At 42.5% G+C, this 19,854-nt stretch carries 14 protein-coding genes; 5 read left to right on the forward strand and 9 right to left on the reverse strand.

Annotated features, from left to right (window positions below):
• The first annotated feature begins 39 nt into the window (after nt 1-39).
• Together ACM0OX_RS06175 and ACM0OX_RS06180 are read left to right on the forward strand one after the other, a co-directional pair.
• Complete coding sequence (locus ACM0OX_RS06175) at nt 40-417, forward strand: response regulator transcription factor (RefSeq protein ID WP_094351982.1); 378 nt, start codon at nt 40-42, stop codon at nt 415-417.
• Nucleotides 414-1,841, forward strand: coding sequence for a sensor histidine kinase (locus ACM0OX_RS06180; RefSeq protein ID WP_414513932.1), 1,428 nt, complete (start codon nt 414-416; stop codon nt 1,839-1,841). Before ACM0OX_RS06175 ends, ACM0OX_RS06180 begins: the two co-directional genes overlap by 4 nt.
• A 241-nt stretch (nt 1,842-2,082) precedes the next feature.
• Here ACM0OX_RS06180 and ACM0OX_RS06185 read toward each other — a convergent pair whose 3' ends face one another.
• The 4 genes from ACM0OX_RS06185 to ACM0OX_RS06200 form a co-directional block, all read right to left on the reverse strand.
• Complete coding sequence (locus ACM0OX_RS06185) at nt 2,083-4,674, reverse strand: chloride channel protein (RefSeq protein ID WP_414513960.1); 2,592 nt, start codon at nt 4,672-4,674, stop codon at nt 2,083-2,085.
• Between the two features lie 456 nt (nt 4,675-5,130).
• Nucleotides 5,131-5,904 carry a nucleoside phosphorylase gene (locus tag ACM0OX_RS06190; protein ID WP_414513934.1) on the reverse strand — a complete coding sequence of 258 codons (774 nt, stop codon included), beginning with the start codon at nt 5,902-5,904 and terminating at the stop codon, nt 5,131-5,133.
• 108 nt (nt 5,905-6,012) lie between these two features.
• Nucleotides 6,013-7,089, reverse strand: a complete 1,077-nt coding sequence (locus tag ACM0OX_RS06195) for a class I SAM-dependent methyltransferase (protein ID WP_414513936.1) — start codon at nt 7,087-7,089, stop codon at nt 6,013-6,015.
• Nucleotides 7,090-7,498: 409 nt separating this feature from the next.
• Nucleotides 7,499-8,098, reverse strand: a complete 600-nt coding sequence (locus ACM0OX_RS06200) for a macro domain-containing protein (protein WP_414513938.1) — start codon at nt 8,096-8,098, stop codon at nt 7,499-7,501.
• Between the two features lie 544 nt (nt 8,099-8,642).
• Here ACM0OX_RS06200 and ACM0OX_RS06205 point away from each other — a divergent pair.
• The gene (locus tag ACM0OX_RS06205) at nt 8,643-9,410 is read left to right on the forward strand and encodes a Uma2 family endonuclease (protein WP_414513962.1); all 768 of its coding nucleotides are present in this window, start codon (nt 8,643-8,645) and stop codon (nt 9,408-9,410) included.
• 13 nt (nt 9,411-9,423) lie between these two features.
• Here ACM0OX_RS06205 and ACM0OX_RS06210 read toward each other — a convergent pair whose 3' ends face one another.
• The 5 genes from ACM0OX_RS06210 to ACM0OX_RS06230 form a co-directional block, all read right to left on the reverse strand.
• The gene (locus ACM0OX_RS06210; RefSeq protein WP_414513940.1) at nt 9,424-10,140 is read right to left on the reverse strand and encodes a molybdopterin-dependent oxidoreductase; all 717 of its coding nucleotides are present in this window, start codon (nt 10,138-10,140) and stop codon (nt 9,424-9,426) included.
• 7 nt (nt 10,141-10,147) lie between these two features.
• A complete protein-coding gene (locus ACM0OX_RS06215; RefSeq protein WP_334843279.1) occupies nt 10,148-10,744 on the reverse strand; it encodes a cytochrome b/b6 domain-containing protein in 597 nt (198 codons plus the stop codon).
• A gap of 153 nt (nt 10,745-10,897) precedes the next feature.
• On the reverse strand, nt 10,898-11,593 hold the full coding sequence (locus tag ACM0OX_RS06220; RefSeq protein ID WP_414513942.1) for a cytochrome c biogenesis CcdA family protein: 696 nt from the start codon (nt 11,591-11,593) through the stop codon (nt 10,898-10,900).
• Nucleotides 11,594-11,598: 5 nt separating this feature from the next.
• On the reverse strand, nt 11,599-12,207 hold the full coding sequence (locus ACM0OX_RS06225) for a thioredoxin family protein (protein WP_414513943.1): 609 nt from the start codon (nt 12,205-12,207) through the stop codon (nt 11,599-11,601).
• A 114-nt stretch (nt 12,208-12,321) separates the two neighbouring features.
• Nucleotides 12,322-12,732, reverse strand: a complete 411-nt coding sequence (locus tag ACM0OX_RS06230) for a hypothetical protein (RefSeq protein WP_414513945.1) — start codon at nt 12,730-12,732, stop codon at nt 12,322-12,324.
• An 895-nt stretch (nt 12,733-13,627) separates the two neighbouring features.
• On the opposite strand from ACM0OX_RS06230, the gene ACM0OX_RS06235 reads away from it, so the two are divergent.
• Nucleotides 13,628-19,285 (forward strand): AAA family ATPase, encoded by a 5,658-nt coding sequence (locus ACM0OX_RS06235; RefSeq protein WP_414513946.1) that lies wholly within the window; start codon nt 13,628-13,630, stop codon nt 19,283-19,285.
• A gap of 9 nt (nt 19,286-19,294) precedes the next feature.
• The gene (locus tag ACM0OX_RS06240; RefSeq protein ID WP_414513948.1) at nt 19,295-19,762 is read left to right on the forward strand and encodes a response regulator; all 468 of its coding nucleotides are present in this window, start codon (nt 19,295-19,297) and stop codon (nt 19,760-19,762) included.
• Nucleotides 19,763-19,854 lie beyond the last annotated feature (92 nt).

The following is a 19,854-nucleotide window of genomic DNA, read 5'->3' on the forward strand; positions in this document are numbered from 1 at the left end:
ATATTATTATAAATAACTCACGATAATTGAGAATAAACAATGCCACATGTATTACTTGTAGATGATGAAGCGGCTCTTTGCGACAGTCTCACCTATACACTACAAAAAGAAGGTTACACGGTGACTACAGCCGCCGATGGACATAGTGCAATCAAACAGTTTCACAAGCAAGTACCAGATATAATTTTGCTTGATTTGATGTTACCAGTAGTTGACGGTATGGAAGTTTGCTGGCGGATTCGGGCATTTTCCAATGTACCTATCGTCATGCTCACAGCTAAAGATGAGGATATTGATAAAATTTGGGGGTTAGAAGCAGGTGCAGATGATTATATTACTAAGCCGTTTAACACCCGCGAACTACTAGCACGTATCAAAGCAGTATTGCGTCGTCGTTCCGGGGAGCAGCCTTCATGAGAGGCTGGATACCTGGGATTAAGTTAAATACAATTTATGCCAAGCTGTTAGGTAGATACCTGATGCTAACAGCTTTTGGAACGTCACTGATGGCAGGTTATATCCTTTGGTCGTTCCATGATTATTTTATGCGATCGCGACAAGTAGATTTGGATAACTGGACGAGTGCGTTAAGCGAAAGTGTAGCAGATGCACTAGAAGAAAAAGATATTAAACAGGTAAATTTACTGGTGCAACGGTATGGCGCACCACAAACTATAACCCTACGTGTTTTTAATCAACAAGGCAGTTTATTAGCCACTTCTGACCCAAAGTTAGATAGTCAAGTTAAAGATTGGTATCAAGTTCCGGGAATACGGGAAGCTCTACAAAACCGTGTGAAGCAAGGAATTGCCAAAGGCGTTTTATCAAACAGCGATCGCCTCTACATTACCAGACCTATTGAGCGTAACGGTCAATTGTTGGGCATAATCCGAATGTCTATGACTTTGGAGCAGCTTCAGCGACAGTTTGCTACGGTAATTTGGAGTATTTTGGGAACGCTAGCAATAACAATTCTACTATGTGCATTAATTAGCAGTCGGTTTGCTCGCAGTCTTTCAAAACCAATTGAGATTATGCAGAATTTTGCTATTCGCTTGGGTGGCGGTCATTTTGGTGATAAGCTAACAATCCATGAGAACAATGAGTTAGATCAATTGGCAGCAGAACTCAACCGGATGAGTGAGCGGTTAGCTTCCTTGGACAAAGAGCGACGGGTGTTTTTAGCCAATGTCTCCCATGAACTGCGTACCCCTATAAGTAACGTTCAGGTGACAGTAGACGCACTCAAAGCCGGAGCATCTGAAGAACCAGAATTACGCGATCGCTTTTTTCAAACTATCGAAAGCGAAATCAAACGTTTATCACGATTGATTCATGACTTGCTCGATTTAGGACGTTTGGAAGCAGGAGTTACTGAACTAGAAAAGCAAGCTATTTCGCTGGATGGATTGATTAACCGTGCTGTTAATGCATTAGAACCGCGAATGCGAACTCTGAGAATTTCTACACAGGTGAACGTGGGAAATCTAATAATTCAGGGCGATCCAGAGCGACTATTACAAGCGATCCTCAATTTGTTGGATAATGCGATTAAGCACTCACCAGCCAATTCTCAAGTATTTATTTCTGCATACAGCCAAGGCAAACAAGCTATTATTCAAATTCAAGACCAGGGAGAAGGCATAAAAGACGGTGATTTACCCAGAATATTTGAGCAATTTTATACAACAGACCCCGCACGCAAAGGTAGTGGCAATGGTCTGGGGTTAGCAATTTCTAAGCGGATTATTGAAGCTCATCAAGGTAGTATTATCGCCAGCAGCACATCAAATCAAGGGGCAACTTTTACTATACATTTGCCGATAATTCGTAATTCGTAATTCGTAATTCGTAATTTGTCGGGAGCATCTCAATGAGTGTAAAAACACTTTTGCCCTAGCGAATGGAATTCGCGGCTATACAGACAAAACCCACCTCCGTGGGTTTCAAATCCTTTGAGTCCGCGTAGGCGGACTTCGTTTGTGTAGCCGCGATTTCTAATCGCATGGTATATTTGCAAAGGTGAGATGCTCCCTTATTCGTAATTCGTAATACTCTATGGGTAGGGTTGCGCCTATGTAATTAAGTTTTGACCATGATAACTGTGCAATTGCTCTTGCGAGAAATATTCTCGGCAATATTTCCTTGAATCGCTTGTTGTAGTAGACTTTCACGGCTAGCTCCCAGAACAATCACATCACTGTTATCTTGTTCGGCGCACTTCAGGACAGCATCAGAAACAGAATTGGCACGAACTGGAGTAGCCATCACTTTACCGCTAACTCGGCGTTGCAGAAAGCGAACAGATTTATCTAATAATGTTGTATCAGGAATGGAGTTAGTCGGCTGGAAAACCTGACATAGCTTGATTTGAGGTGATGTACTTAAAGAAGCAAGAGCTGGTAATAACTTAATTGCTTGGCTGGAGTTAGGGCCGCCTGCCATTGGCAACAACCAACGGTCAAAGGATCTTTTATCATCTAATTTAGCCAAGATAACATCACAACCTGCCTGTCGAATTATGGTATCCACCACTCGGCTAAAAACTCTACCTGGAGTTGATGTACTGCCTTTCCATCCCATCAGCACCAAGTCAATGTGTCGTTCTTTGACAGTCTCCAAAATTGCTCCAGCAACATTATGGGCAACTCGGATCTGGGTATGAACGGGAATCCGCGAATTCTCTCCTAAAAGTATTGCCCGTTGCAAAAGTTGAAGACTTTTGCTGATTTGTACTGGTGTTTCCGATGGGATGCGGCTAGACGGAACGATAATCACTTGTAGGCATTCTATTTCGTAATTGCGATCTTTGGCGATCGCAACTGCCATTTCTAATAAAGTTTCGGCTGTCTGAGGATGTGAAAGTGGTACTAACAACCTTCCTTTGCCTGTAGCTGGAGCGCGAGTTTGGTAAACCACATAAGAAGGTGCTGATTTACGTTCTATTTGTTCGCTATTACCACTAAGTTGCTCTGCTTCTACACGGATAATATCACTACGAGTAATAATTCCTATGAGCTTCCGATTTTCTGTAACGGGTAAGCAGCTGAGATGATAACGATTGAGTATATGCAGTACATGAGCTAGTGTAGCTGTGGGATTTACTGTCACTGGCTCTGGTGTCATAATCTCGCCGATTGTTGTATCTCCACTTAACTGTTGCGAAGCAATATTAACTAAATCTTTCTGAGTGACAATACCAACAACTTTACCATTCTCTAAAACCGGGAAGTTGCGATGGTGAGAGTGGGAAAATGCCTGTACTGCTTCATCAGTACTCATTTGGCTAGAGAGGGTTTCCACACGCCGTTGCATCACATCTACAGCACTGAGTTGCGCTAGAAGTCCCTCCGTGCTAGGCTCCTTGGTAATGTGAATCCCTTTCCACTCTAGTAGAAGATCGTAGAGCGATCGATGGTCAATTTTTTCTGCTACTAAATAGGCAACCACAGACGCAATCATTAGCGGTAGCACCAGATTGAAATCTGTTGTCATCTCAAATACAATGACGACTGCTGTAATTGGTACTTTGGAGACAGCGCTAAAAAAGGCAGCCATGCCGACATGAGCATAGACTGTTGCAGCACTCATTCCCAGTAAACTGTGTTCGACAGCACCAACTAAGTAACCAAGGGCAGCCCCTAATGCCAAAGTGGGAACTAGTAAACCCCCTGGCGCTCCAGAGCCGTAGGTAAAAATAATTAGGATAAACTGAACTAAAAGAGCGATCGCGGCAAATGACCAATTAGTATTACCCGCAAGCAAAATTTCTCTCAGCCCAGCATGATCCCGAAAGGCAGCAGGTAATAAAGCGATCGCCAAACCACTCACTAACCCAGCAATTCCAATTCGCCAGGGTAAACTCAACCTTACCAGGCGGCGGTTAATTGCTAGACTCTCAAGAATACCTTTATTAAATAGAATGCCTAGAAGTCCCGCCAGCAATCCCAAAATTAAGTAGAAAGGGATTTCCTGAGCGAAGAAAGTTGTATCGGGAAGACCTAAATTTAGATGATTCAGATCCAGGTTGTGACTACCATAGAGTCGAGAGATGACTGAAGCGATGAAAGAAGCCAAAATCGCAGTACCAAGAGTGATACCTGACACATCTTGCAGTAATTCTTCCACTACAAAAAGCACACCTGCGATCGGTGCATTAAAAGCCGCAGCTAAACCAGCCCCGGCTCCGGCGGCGATTAGTTGGCGACGATGCTCTGGTGAAGTCGGTGCCCAATTACTCAGTTGATTTGCCAAAGCTGCCCCAATTTGGACAGTTGGCCCTTCTCGTCCCAAAGGCATTCCCGAACCTAACACTAATGTCGCGCTGATCAACTTCACCAAAGCAATCCGCAGATTTAACGGCATTGGTACGCGAGCCAATACCGCTTTGACTTCAGACATCCCACTACCTGATGCTTCAGGTGCAAAGCGCTCTACTAGCCAACCGGCTAAAAGTCCCCCTACTAGTCCAATACCTGGTAATACTAAGTAGGCAGGCCAATGGTAAGAAATACGCACTCGCAATGCGCCTGCCCAATCCACTGCCTGTCCTAACAGAACTGCCGCTAACCCAGAAACTAGACCAATCAGGCAAGCTTCCACGAAAGCCAAGCGCCTGGGTTGAACCAACTGACGGGAAAGCCTCAACCAGAGAATTTTACCCCTGGCTAACATATTTTTAGCAATCACTTGTCATAAATGAAGGTATATAAATGTCTGAAATGTCTTACCGTTCACCCTATTCTATAGAGTTTCATAAGAAAATGAAATCAGAATGAAATTTTTCTATGTCTAAAGATAGATATGTGCAGTGTTAGTACATTAATTGTAATTTTTTATACTTAAAATACCGCTTAATACAGCCAACTCTAATCATCTGCGTTTGTTTCTTTCATATCTTCATAAAGTCAAATCAATTGAAGAAGAATTAGGAGTCAGAATCAAGACGCTTGATGTTAAAGCGAATGGCATCTTAAGCTTTTGTTTAGGGACTTCCAAGAAATAAATTATCCAATCTTGTGGGGTGGGCATCTTGCCCGCCTTTGGTTACTGGGCGGGCGAGACGCCCACCCCACAATAAATAGTTGGAGATTTTTTTATTTGGAAGTCCCTTACAAATCAGCTCTTAGCTTACTCAAAACTTGCTGCTGCATTTACAGCAGTTGCGATCGCATTTTTAACAGCAACATCTCTTTGTTCTAAAATGATATTTTCACTATCAGTCCGCGAAGCAACTACACCGCAAATAGCAGCAGCAGCAAAATTATACACTCCTGCCATTTTGAATAGTGTGCCGCATTCCATCTCGTAATTCAAGATATTTAAGCGCCGATATTCTTCTGTAATGCCATGCAGCGATCGCATTAAATTTGGATTGGCGGAATCAGTGCGTTCTTGTCCTTCGTAAAAAGTATCAACTGATGCCGTAATTCCGATGTAATGTTCAACGTTTAATTCTCGTGCTGCTTTAACTAAAGCGACTGTCAGAAAAGGATCGGCTGCGGCTGGATACTCCACAGGTGCTATATCATTCGCTGCACCTTGGCGACACAATGCTGCACTGCTAATAACAACACTACCGACTGGTATATAAGATTGAATGGAACCGCAAGTTCCAATGCGAATAATTTGTTTGATTCCTACTTGTACCAACTCATTGACAACAATACTTAATGAAGGCGCACCCATACCACTTGTAGCTGATAAGATGCTGCGGCCATTCGGTAAGTATCCTACGTAGCTATTGAGTCCGCGATTTTCTGACAACACGCATACATCTTGTAAATAAGTTTGGGCAATTAGGTGCGATCGCTCTGGATCGCCAGATAATAGAGCCATCTTAGGAGGCGATGAACCTAAATCATCTTGCCCAAAGCCAATGTGATAGAAACGTTTATTTGCCATTCAATGCTACTCACACACTTATTGCTGGCTCCTACAACTAAGGAGCCGAAAATTGCTCTCAATAGGTTGGGCGATCGCTAAATTATTAGGACTTATGCAATTAACTTGTCATGCATGAACCAACAAGTATTGACCGTTACCAAGAATTTCACCATCACAACCGTCAAAATACACAATGCACAAGAGCAAATAAAGTCTCCACATCCGGCAGAACTTGCCATAGTTCATACCATAATTTAAATCTTTGACTTTAGCTTGATGTTGGTCAAAATTTATCAACCAATTTATCAGAGTCTTTGAGTAGTTAGCACCATTTAAATACCATTGATTAATAGTTTTCAGGTCTGTATTAATCTTTGGGATGACATCATAACTCCACACCCGCATGTTTGGAAAAACATATTTGTCGATAAAAGGATGGGTTATATTATAAGGTAATCTGCTTGTGATTATGTGAATTAACACCTTGCCATCATCTTTGAGGAGAGAAGCCAGTTTTTGAAATGATTTCGTTAAATTCCCTACATGTTCAAACAGGCCAATCGCCATAATTTTATCAAACTTATTCTCAAAATCAATATCATTAAAGTCCTTTTCATATAGAGTGAATCTATCTGAACTGAGGTAACTGGTAGGGTCTTGCATTTTTTTCCGCATATATTCGCATTGCCCGTGGCTCAAATTAAGAGCCGTTACTTTCACATGCGGAAACCGGGAAAGAATGTAATTTGATGCAGAACCCCAACCGCATCCCAAATCTAAGATTTCGTCTCCGTCTTCGATACCTGCTTTTGCGATCAAATCATCGAGCATCTGCATTTGAGCTTGCTCAAGGTTAGATGCTCCTTTTTCCCATAAAGCCATTGTGTATTTGGGATATAAAAGTTCTGTCTCTTTTAACATCAGACTGAACATTTCTTCGGGTAGGTTGTATTGAACCTTCATTAGTTCGTGTGACCCTTCTGCAAGGCGATCGCTTTCTTGCAACAGCCATTCATAGGGAACTAAAAGAGAAGGAAAATATTTGTAGCTGATTTGCATGGAGAGATTTAAAAGGGATTTCAGCAGAGTATCGGGGATTTTTAGCCCATTGATATAAGCCTCTGCTCCTGCCATTACGATTGCATTGAATGCAGCGATCGCTGTGCGGTTAGCTTGGTAAGAAATTCGGGTTTTGCTATTCACATCTACTAAAAGAATATGTCTTTGGATCTTGTCTGTAATACTGGAAGTTATGTATACATTACCTTGGATTTTTAGTTATATTAAATTTATGACAAAACTAAATACTCGTCTTTTATAATTTCGACCTGCAATAAATTCAAAACTCCTATAAAATCAAGGATTTATCACTCACTGATGCTACTTAAAATGGTAAAAGACAAGAAATAAAATTGAGAGTTAGAAAACCAATTCATGTATTAAAAATTAATACTTATTTATGAAGTTTAATAAGAAGATAAAGCTCCCTTAATAATAGTGTTTCCCTTTGGGTTGCAAAAATATTTGATAAATTGCATTTAAATTTTTAACACCATAGGGAACACCATATTTTGCCTAGTAATGAACTCAGACTATTATCCAAAGTCCTGCTTTACCTAAAATCTCCTCCTTCCCATATCTGAAGTTGTCTTTCAGCCGCAACTATGCAATTGAGATGCTTGGGTGGATAGAGAAAATGATCGTAAGCTAATGCCATCTGTCTAGCAGCTTCAGTATATGGCACTCGTCCTATTCCCGTACCTAATCCAGGACAGGCAATGGTGTTAATTTTTTGCCTAGCGTGTTGATTATGGTGTCGAACTGCTAACAGCATCGCCCACATCGCTATATAAGGAATATCTGTCCCAGCAATAATCATGGGAACTCGCATAGTGGGTGTATGAGCCAAAAAAGGATGTTTGTGATGGCCTGTTTCCACAATCATTGATGTTCCCACAGGCTGTTCGCCCAAATAATCCTCAAGAATGCGCTGCTGGACTCTTGCCATTAAGGAATGACCGAAAAAACGGATAATTGCCGCATCTATGCCACCATCCATCATTCCGAAAGAGTTAGCAGGGCTAACCATACAATCAAAATCTGGCAACCACTCGAAATAGTTATTCACTATTTCTACATTGGGTAAGTAATTAAAATGCTGTTCAAAGGCTGCACACAACAAAGAGTCGGGAGCTACCAATATCAATTTCAAGCTTTCATTTCCTCCGCTTGAATACCTATTTTAAACGTCAGCTAGGGCAAATATCAACTGTTTGTCTAATACCAATTTTGTATGAAGGTACGCTAAATCAGATTGAAGTACAAGAAATAAGAAAGAGAAACGAACCGCAAAGGACGCAAAGGACACAAAGAAAGAAAGAAGTTAAAAGGGTTTGGCGTAGCCTTACAAAGAAATGGTATAACTTTTCGCATCATCTCGAAAGGCCCACGAAAAACCTAACCCCCTAACCTCCTTCCCGATGCGGGAAGGGGATCGCAAGGAGTAAAACGTGCCATCCTGTTTACAGGTGATAATAACCAAGCAGCCCAAGCAGTTTATCGAGGAATTGGCTTTTTGCCTACTGGCGAGAAGTATGGATTAGTCTTGTTTGAAGAGACTCAGGCTTGAGAAATATTGAGTTAAACGCAGATATGTCCGATAAATTTATACTACCGCGTTCTGCAAGGTGTTGAGTTACTCAAAAATAATTGAATCATAATAGAACTGAGAGTTTCATCATCAGGATTGCTTTATGATGTATCAAACTGACCCGCCGCGATCGCCAAAAGATGTATTGCCAACCATGTACGATCTTCCCAGTGAAGACCCAGAGGAGCCTGGTTTGCCCGATCAGTTTCATTTATTGCAACCTCGTCTTTTAGACGAAACCTTTCGTCCACCAAATTATCCTAGCGACGAGATATTCGTTGCTAGCGATCTGAATCTTTATTATGACCCGCGCTATCCACTGTGGTATAAGCGACCAGATTGGTTTGCCGTTTTAGGTGTTTCCCATCTCTACGAACAAAAAGATTTACGTTTAAGTTATGTCGTTTGGCAAGAGGGAGTTCATCCTTTTATTGTAGTTGAGTTGCTGTCTCCAGGTACTGAAAAGGAAGACTTAGGGCAGACATTGCGGGATATAAAACAACCACCAGGAAAATGGGAAGTGTATGAGCAGATTCTACGTGTTCCTTATTATGTAGTATTTGATCGGTACAAATATAAATTAAGGATGTTTAAATTAGATGGCGGTCGTTATGCTGAGATAACACTGTCAGAGTCACGCTTCTGGATACCAGAACTAGAATTAGGCTTGGGTGTTTGGCAGGGACGCTATCAAGATGTAGAACAGCCTTGGTTACGGTGGTATGATTGGACAGGCTGCTGGGTATTGACTTCTACAGAACAAGAAAGTCAACGAGCTGAACAAGAAAGTCAACGAGCTGAACAAGAAAGACAACGTGCCGAACGGTTGATTGCACAATTGCGATCGCTAGGTGTTGAACCCGATTTAGATTAGCTTTTTGCCTGCCTTATAGCCCTGCAAACCACTCATAACCTTGATCCTCCCAATAGCCTTTAGTAGGTAACAAATTGCTGACGAATGTGATTTGAGTTACCCACTTGCTTTGCTTGTAGCCTAGTTTAATTGGGGATGCTAGGCGCATCGGCGCACCATTATCAACTGATAAGGGTTGTCCATTCTTTTGATAAGCCATGAGAGTTTGGGGATGTATAGCAGAAGCAAGATCCCAGCTTTCATAGTAGCCATCAGCAGATTTGAAGTAGACATAGCGAACGTTTGACTTCGGCTGTACCAGCGCTACTAAATCTCGTAATCGCACGCCTCCCCATTGAACGATCGCAGCCCAGCCTTCAACACAGACATGGCGAATTACCATTGAAGTCAAGGGCAGTTGTTGAATATCTGCCATGCTCAATTGCATTGCATTATTGACCTCACCATCAATTATTAAGCGAAACTGTGCCGGATCGATTTGCGGGGTAAAGTCAAAGGTATTAACCAGCAATTTATCTGCTTCTATGGCACTGACAGGAAATTCAGGTATAGGTTTTTGAGTTAGCAAAAGTGCTTCAAGACTTTGGTTTAGTGGCTCAGATATTTGCCGCAGATTATCTGAGAACAAATTTGTTCCACAGCCACCAAGAAGAAAGCCTACCCCTGAAAGTCCAGATACTTGCAGTAACCGACGACGGGATAGAGTACGTTTGGGAAGAATCAGACTCATAAAACCTCTACAGAAACATAGATTTCACTAAACGGACGCTTCCTACCTTCAGGGCAAGTAAGGAATGAGCAATTGTAAACAGTATGACAGTAGGAACAGTGATAAAGTGAACAGTGCGTAGAGTCTGCCAACTACCAAACAGCCCAGAAAGCCAATACAGTTGCGCAGGTTTGTACATCGCCAGACCACTCAAAATTGCCAGCAGTAGCACTGGAATGATAGCAGTATAAACTAGCCGATGCCATGCGTAATTTTTGCGCTTGGGATTCTGGCTGACTTGTAACGCTTTTAAGTCACCACCATCGGCAAAACGACGCTGCCAACGACGAGTTATAAATATATAAACTCCATACCAAAGTAAGTTTAGCGAAAATAGCCACATAGCAGCAAAATGCCAGTGTCTAGCACCTCCCAGCCAACCTCCTAGTAATAGAAAATCAGGAAAACGCCAACCTGCACGCCCTCCAAATACCGGATTAGCATTATAGATTTGCAGTCCACTAGCGATCATCAAAATAAGACTGATGATATTAATCCAGTGAAAGGTCTTGGATAGAAAAGTCTGACTTGGTGTTGAGCGAACTTTACGTTTAGATGAGGTCATACCAATTTTGGATTTTGGATTTTTAGATTGTTCCCAGTTAGACTTTCGGATTGGGTCTTGAATCCAAAATCGTGCGACTAAGCGATCGCCGTACCCCGCAGGAGTTGCAAACTACGCGTAGCGTTCCGCAGGAAAGTCTAAAATTGGCACGTTTCACAAAGATTGAGTGGGAAAAAACGGAGCCAGCCAAAGTTGTATCTGGACATCCCAACCCAGAAGAATAGCAATTGCTGTAGCCACGATCGCTACCCCACCAATCCGTTGCAAAGCTGCACTATGGGAGCGGATATTGAGAATTCTTTGGCTGAATACTCGCCCACCGTAAGCGATCGCTAAAAGAGGCAAACCTGCTCCGATTCCATAAGCCACTAGTAGCCAAAATGCACTTATGACTTGATGATTAACTGCTGCTAATACTAAAATTCCGCCCAAAACTGGCCCAGCACAGGGAGTCCACAAAAGCCCCAACTGAGTCCCTAGCCAAAACTCTCCCATGAGTCCCATTCGTACAGGTTTCTTAGCCCACTTGCCAACTGGAATATAACTAAATATTCGGTAACTCCAGGTGGGGAAAATTGCCAGTAATCCTAAAAATAAAAGGAGTGCGATCGCTCCGTTGCGTAATAAATTAACCAAGCCTGTAAACCAGCTTGCTGTTATACCTAGTAAACTACCTGCTAGTGCAAAACCAGTGATTAATCCCCCTAAAAGTGCGATTGGGCCATAAGTATGGGATTGGAGCGATCGCCCCAATAACACAGGCAAAATCGGTAAAACACAGGGTGAAAGCACATTCAAAACTCCCCCCAATAAAGCCAGACTGATTGATAAAGTAGAAGTCGTCATCATTCCTTCTACCCCAATAGCTGGCGGATAGTTTGCTCTATTTTTTCGTATGCACCTTCACCAATATGGTCATATTGCAACAAACCCTGACGGTCAGCTAAAAATAGATGGGGCCAATATTGATTTTCGTAAGCGTTCCAAGTTTTATATTCGTTATCAACCGGAACCGGATAGATAATTTGGTGTTGTTGTAACGCCTTTTTAATGTTGTTTGCGTCTCGCTCAAAAGCAAACTCTGGTGTGTGGATGCCAATCACCTTGAGTCCCTGAGACTTATACTGTCGATGCCATCTAGTAATGTAAGGCAGTGTACGCTGGCAGTTAATACAAGCAAAAGTCCAAAACTGTATCAGAACAACATTGCCTTTGAGGTCAGCTATTGACAAAGGTGTAGAATTAAGCCACTGACTTATCCCTTGAAACTCTGGTAAACTCTTGCCTGCCGGAGGTTTCACTGCAATATTTTCCGAGTCTTGTGTATTCTTACTATTTGTAGGAGAGATAAAAGGGGCATTCACTTTTCTAAAGTTGGAAAATGTTGTGGCTGCACTGATTCCAACAACCCCTAACCCAAGATAAAAAAGTAACTGACGCCGACGGAGTAGATTGTGATTCATCAGAATTTCTCTTGTTGAGGTCAAAGCACCAAAGTATAGGGATTGGAGTTAGGATTTTCCTGGTTAACCCCTAGTACCCAGTACAAGAAAAGTGAGATGCAAAGCTAGTTGTGGCTAAGGCTTGGTGGAAGCAGGCGATTGCTTCATCGCATCACCAGCTTTATCTTTGCTCATCGCATCGCCGGCTTTATCTTTACCCATTGCATCTTTGCCCATTGCATCGCCGGCTTTATCTTTACCCATCGCATCTTTGCCCATTGCACCACCGGCTTTGTCTTTACCCATTGCATCTTTGCCCATTGCACCACCGGCTTTGTCTTTACCCATCGCATCTTTGCCCATTGCATCGCCGGCTTTATCTTTACCCATCGCATCTTTGCCCATTGCATCACCAGCTTTGTCTTTGCTCATAGCAGGAGAGGCTTCAGGAGCAATTTGATTGTTGCTTGCAGGGCTGCTAGAGCAAGCAGTGAGACTGGTAGTTAAAATCAAACCAGCAATTAAAGAAAGTGTTTTCCAGTTCATATTCTTCTTTCGTCCTTTGGATATTTCTTTTTGTATCGATCGATTCAGAGGAAACTAAGCTACAAGCAGATTCATAAAGGCTATTGGTATAAAGAAGATGCCTTCTTGTTGAAGACTCCATTAGATTCTTGCTACTGCGTAGCTTGCCGCCGTAGACATCGCATCTACATTGCAATCAAATAAAGCCTTCGACTCTAACACTACTGATATTTGAGTTATCCCGAACATCCAAAGTATCTCTGTTAGGACTGAAGCCTATCTGAAATGAAGCCATAATTTTCATAAATTTATCCCTTGAGAAAATTTAGTTAATTCTCAGCATTTTCTCAGGTATTTATGGTAATCAAAGCCACGGACTAATTTAAGCATTCTCCCAACTAAACCTCATGAATACTGCAAATTAAATATTTGACTAATTTAACGGTTAAAGCAAAGGTAAAAGTCGATACTTTGCATTTATCTGTCTTGCGATCGTGAACCTAAAGATTGTAAGTTAGTTACATACATAAAATCCCCACGCATTTCTTTTCTACTGATATCAGTTTCTACTTTATTAATGTAGACTACGGATATTTAGTCTGTCTTAACCTTGGTATCAAGTTAAGAAAAATGGATGGCTGTCAAGAGTGGGCAAATCAATGGTAAAAATCAACACAGGGGTGTTGAAAAAGTCATGAGAAAACTACAGAAAAAGCAAGGGAATCCAGATTGTCGCCATTGAGTCAGCGTAACGTCCCCAGCCAGTGAAGAGATCAAATCAATCACGCCTGTTAGAACTAGTCAGCCCAGGTACAGTCTAAATAAATGAATAATTAAGGGTTTGACTATTGTATAATCTGGCTTGCAAGTCAACCCTACTTTGCTCCTCAATATAAGAATTGAAGGCGGTTGAGCCATGCTGGAAATTCCTGAATATAAAATTTGGGCAAAAATCCATGAAAGTGCTAATTCACGGGTCTATAGAGGAATACGGGAACGGGATCGTTTGCCTTTAATCTTCAAGATTTTGAAGAAAGACTACCCTACACCAGAGGAAATCACACGCTATAAGCTGGAATACGAAATCACCCGCAGCTTATCATTGGAAGGTGTTATCCAGGCTTACGACTTGCAGCAATATCAAAGCACTTTTGCGATCGTTCTGGAGGATTTTGGAGGCGAATCCTTAACAAAAATTATCGCGACAAGAAGGTTTTCCTTAATCGAGTTTCTGAAGTTAGCTGTTCGGATTGCTGAAATTTTAAGTGAAATTCATAGTGCAAATATTATTCATAAAGATATTAATCCATCGAATATTGTTTTAAATCTAGAAACACAACAACTTAAATTTATTGATTTTGGGATTTCAACTGCCCGATCGCGGGAGACATTAACTCTCAAAAATCCAACCGTATTAGAGGGAACATTAGCTTACATCTCTCCAGAGCAAACAGGCAGGATGAACCGTTCTCTGGACTACCGAACTGATTTTTATTCATTAGGTGCTACCTTCTATCAACTATTGACCCATCGGCTGCCCTTTGAATCTAGTGATGCCCTGGAGTTGATTCATTACCATCTGGCTTTGGAACCCGTTCCACCCCATGTTATCGCTCCAGAAATTCCGGCGAGCGTTTCCGAAATTATCTTGAAACTTTTAGCTAAAACAGCAGAGGATCGATATCAAAGTGCTTGGGGAATTAAAACTGATTTAGAACAGTGTCTAATTCAGCTAGAAAATACAGGACGAATTGAGCCTTTTGTGTTAGCGCAACAGGATATTTCTGATAAGTTTTATATCCCGGAAAAACTCTATGGTAGAGAAAGGGAGATTGAGACATTATTAGCAGCGATCGCCAGAGTAGCACGTAAGAAAGACGAACTGTCTGCTTCTCAAGTTGAACTGATGCTGATAGCAGGATATTCCGGTATTGGCAAGTCAGTATTGGTGCAGGAAATTTATAAACCGATTACGCAACAACGGGGCTACTTTATTTCTGGCAAATTTGACCAGTATCAGCGAGATATTCCTTACTTTGCGATCGCTCAAGCCTTTGAATCACTCATCAAACAATTATTGACTGAAGAGGATATACAACTGTGTCTGTGGCGAGACAACCTCTTAGCTGCCCTTGGCTCAAACAGTCGCGTCATTACCAAAGTAATTCCCACATTGGAATTAATTGTCGGCAATCAACCAGACGTACCTATTCTACCGCCAACTGAATCTCAAAATCGCTTTAACCAAGTCTTCCAAAATTTCATTCGCGTCTTTACCCAGTCAGAACATCCACTCGTCATCTTTTTAGACGATCTTCAGTGGGCAGATAATGCCTCGGTGAAGCTGATTCAACTACTGGCTACCTCCACTGAGAAACAATCGTTGTTGTTAATGGGGGCATATCGAGATAACGAGGTGAATACAGCTCATCCCCTGATCCAGATGATAGAGGAAATTCGCCAAGCTGGAGCAGTAGTGAACCAACTTTCTCTGGCAGCATTAAGTTTACCTGATATCAATCAGCTGATTGCCGATACATTGCACTGCCAACCAGAGGATTCCCTACCCTTAGCAGAACTGGTGCAACAAAAAACTGGTGGCAATCCCTTTTTCATTAATGAATTTTTGAAATCTCTCTACACTGAAGGGCTAATAGAATTCGATCGCCAAACAAAGAAATGGCAATGGTCGATAGAACTAATTAAGAATCGGGGAATTACCGATAACATTGTGGAGTTGATGGCAGGTAAGATTCAGAAGCTCAATGAAAAGACGCAGCAAGTGTTGCAGCTATCTGCCTGCATTGGCAACCAATTTAATCTCGAAACCTTAACATTTGCCGCCCAATTATCCCAACGGCAAGCCGCCCAAGCTTTGGGAGTAGCGATCGCTCAAGGGTTGATTTTGCCCATGAGTAATGCCCACAAATCCGTTGTCTTGGATGTGCCACTCCCTAGCAACCCTGTCATTGAATATAAATTTGCTCACGATCGCATTCAGCAAGCAGCTTATTCTCTGATCCCCGAATCAGAACGGCGAAATGTTCATCTGCAAATCGGCAAACGACTTCTCCAGCAAGCTTCTGCCCAACAGCGAGAGCAAAATATCTTTGACATCACCAATCAACTCAATTTAGGTAAAGAGCTAATTAAAATCCAGGCAGAACGCGATGAACTGGCTCAACTAAATTTGATGGCAGGAGAAAAAGCGAAAGCTTCTACAGCATATAACTCTGCTTTAAAATACTTCCAAATCGGTTTAGATTTGTTGGCAGATAATTGCTGGCAAACTCAATATGAATTGCCTCTAGCACTGTATAGTTTGGCAGCAGAAACAGCTTACCTCAATGGCGAACTGGAGTTAATGGAACAATTGGTAAGCTGCGTGCTAGAAAATACCAAATCGCTGGCAGCCAAAATTAAAGTTTATGAAGTAAAAATTCAAGCATATTGCGGACAGATGCAATTTCTGTCAGCACTGGCGATCGGTCTTCAGGCTCTAGAGGAATTAGGCGTACATCTGCCAGTTGCACCAACTCCAGAGGAAATTCAGCAAGCATTCTCCAATACTGCCCGTACCTTGCAGATTAGGCGAGTGGAAGATTTGTTTAATCTACCACCGATGACGGATGCGATCGCTCCCCTCAGCATGTGGTTACTAGCAAATTTGACGGCCCCAGCCTACCAAGCAGCCCCAGCGCTATTTCCACTAATCATTCTGGAGATGGTGAATTTATCAATTAAGTACGGCAATCATGACCTTTCAGCCTTCGCCTACGCCGCCTACAGTAACATTCTGGGTAGCGTGCTTCTAGAGATTGAAACGGCCTATCAGTTTGTGCAGTTGGCACTGAAGCTACTAGAACAATCCAGCAACTTACTGATCCGTTGTAAAACCCTATTCATGGCAAACGCCTCTGTGCGGTTTCGGAATGTTCATCTGAAAGAAACGATTAAACCATTACAGGAGGCTTACCAAATCGGTATTGAGACGGGAGATTTGGAATTTGCCGCATACAGTATTTTGCACCACTGCGACCACTGTTTTTTTACAGATATGCCCCTGCCCGAACTGGAACAGAAACTAGAAAGCTACATCCAAGTACTCACTCAACTGAAAGAATCTACTAATGCCAATGCACTCAAGGTTTATCAACAGACAGTCTTGAACTTGATGACAACAGCTGCAACTCCCGAAATTTTGATCGGTGAGGCTTATGATGAGTCGCAAGAATTACCTTTGCTACAACAAGCTAATCATCATAAAGGGCTGTTTTATCTTTACTTCAATAAGCTGTTTCTTTGCTATTACTTCGAGAATTTTTCCCAAGCCGTTGACAATGCCAATCAAGCAGAAAATTACCCGGATGGGGGTAGGTCGAATGCAGTTTTCCCCATCTTCTATTTTTATGATTCCCTGGCGCGACTGATGCTTTATCCGCAGGTGAATCAGGAGGAGCAAGCAATGATTCTCCAACGGGTAACTGAAAGTCAACAGAAGATGCAACTTTGGGCAGATCATGCCCCGATGAATTATTTACATAAGTGGTATTTGGTAGAAGCAGAACGGCATCGGGTATTGGGTGAAGTAGCAGCAGCAATGGATGGCTACGATCGCGCGATCGCTCTGGCTAGAGAAAACGAATATCTCCAAGAAGAGGCGCTAGCCAACGAACTAGCAGCAAAGTTTCATCTGGCAAACAACCGGATGACAATTGCTAAAGCCTATCTGCAAGAGGCGAAGTATGGTTATTTAAGGTGGGGGGCAACTGCTAAAGTTGAAGATTTGGAAAGACGCTATCCCCAACTGCTAGAACTGCGATCGCAACGAACCAGCACACGTCAACTTGACACTACACAATCGACTTCCAGTAAGTTAGAAGCACTTGATTTAGAAACGGTATTGAAAGCCTCCCAAGCGATCGCCAGTGAAATTCTGTTAGATAAACTCCTGGCAAAACTGATGACCATCCTGATTGAGAATGCCGGGGCGCAAACAGGTTATCTGATTTTGCCAACACAAGACGAATGGCGGGTTGAGGCGATGGGATCGATTGGTAATGAGACAGTAGAAGTTTTGCAATCAATTCCCTTGGAATCGATATCAGCAGATCGGACTCCTTACTTGCCAACTGCGCTGATTAACTACGTGGTTCGCACGCAAGAGAGTGTTATTCTCGACAATGCTGCTCAATTGGGCAATTTTCAATCTGAACCCTGGATTGTTCGCCACCAATCGAAGTCAATTCTTTGCGCTACTCTTTTAAACCAGGGAAAACTAACTGGAGTTGTCCTTTTAGAAAATAATCTCACCACCAGCGCCTTTACCCCAGAGCGAATTGAAATCTTCAGTTTACTTTCTACTCAGGCAGCTATTTCCATTGACAATGCCCGTCTGTTGAAGCAGGAGGCAGAACTAAATGAATCCTTACGGGCTGAAATTGCCGAACGCCAACGAGCCGAGAAAGACCGCGATCGCCTAATTACCATCCTAGAAGCATCCACCGATCATATTGGTATGGCCACTCCCCAAGGCAATGTTTTTTGGAATAACACTCAAGCCAGAAAATTGGCAGGCATACCACTGGATGCAGATATAACTACCATGAACATCCCCAACTACCATCCCCAGTGGGCATTAGAGATTATCCAAAATCAAGGCATTCCGGCAGCTATCCAAAATGGAATCTGGGTTGGTGAAACCGCCTTGTTGGGCGGTGATGGTAGAGAAATTCCGGTTTCCCAAATGATCATTGCTCACAAAGCCACAGATGGCAGTCTGGAATATTTTTCTACGATCATGCGCGATATCAGCGCCCTGAAAGCAGTGGAGGCAGAAGTCCGCCAACTCAATGCTGAATTAGAAGAACGAGTAATCCAGCGGACAGAGCAATTGCAAGCTGCTAACAAAGCGTTAGAGGCTTTTTCCTACTCCGTTTCTCATGATTTACGGGCACCGCTGCGGGCGATCGTTGGCTTTGCGAGAATGATGCAAGAAGACTACGGTAAGCAACTCGATACAGAAGCCAATCGTTACCTAAAAATTATGCGGGAGAATGCCAAACGCATGGGTGAGTTGATTGACGATTTGTTGAACCTATCCCGCCTAGATCGTAAGGAAATATCTCGGCAGCCCGTTTTATTTAATGAGATAATTCAACAGGTGCTAAGTGATTTAGCCTCAGATTTGCAGGGTCGTCAGATTGAATTTGCGATCGCCGATTTACCTATATGTCAGGCTGACCCTTCACTGCTCAAACAAGTTTGGATAAATCTATTATCAAATGCGATTAAGTACACCCGCTACAAATCTCCTGCTTACATTCAAGTGGGCTATGAGCTTATGGATGGGGAAGGAGTGTATTTCATTAGAGATAATGGAGCCGGATTTGATATGCAGTATGCCGATAATTTGTTTGGAGTATTCCAACGTCTGCACCGCGAACAAGATTTTGCAGGTACGGGGATTGGACTTGCGATCGTGCAGCGCATTATTCAACGCCACGGTGGGCGCATCTGGGCAGAAGCAGCGATCGATCGAGGCGCAACTTTTTATTTCACCCTTGAAGGGTAAATATAACCCATGAGTGACCAACCCAATGACCCATCTTTAGAGCAATCAATTTCCATTGTGTTAGTTGAAGATAATCCTACTGATGCCGAGTTAACTATCCGAGCATTGCGTCGCGGTAGAATTGGCAACAATATTCAACTACTTCAAGATGGAGCCGAAGCTCTAGATTTTATCTTTTGTCGGGGAGAGTACGCCCACCGTAGCATGACGAATCAACCCAAAGTCATTTTGCTAGATTTGAAACTGCCAAGGATAAGTGGATTAGAAGTTTTACGGCAACTCAAATCCGATCCACGCACACAAATGATTCCAGTTGTAGTGCTGACATCTTCTGCTGAAGACCAGGATATGATCGAGAGTTACCAGCTTGGGGTAAATAGCTACATCGTCAAACCTGTCGATTTTGAACAATTTAACCAAGCAGTCCAACAGCTTGGTTTTTATTGGATTTTGTTTAATCAATTACCAGTTTTATAAAAAGTATTGGAGATTGGGAACTCCGTTCATCCACCTCTGAACTGGATGAATCCACCTCAGAACTCCGTTCATCCACCTTTGAACTGGATGAA

Source organism: Nostoc sp. PCC 9305 (genome assembly GCF_963920915.1).
Taxonomy (GTDB): Bacteria; Cyanobacteriota; Cyanobacteriia; order Cyanobacteriales; family Nostocaceae; genus Nostoc.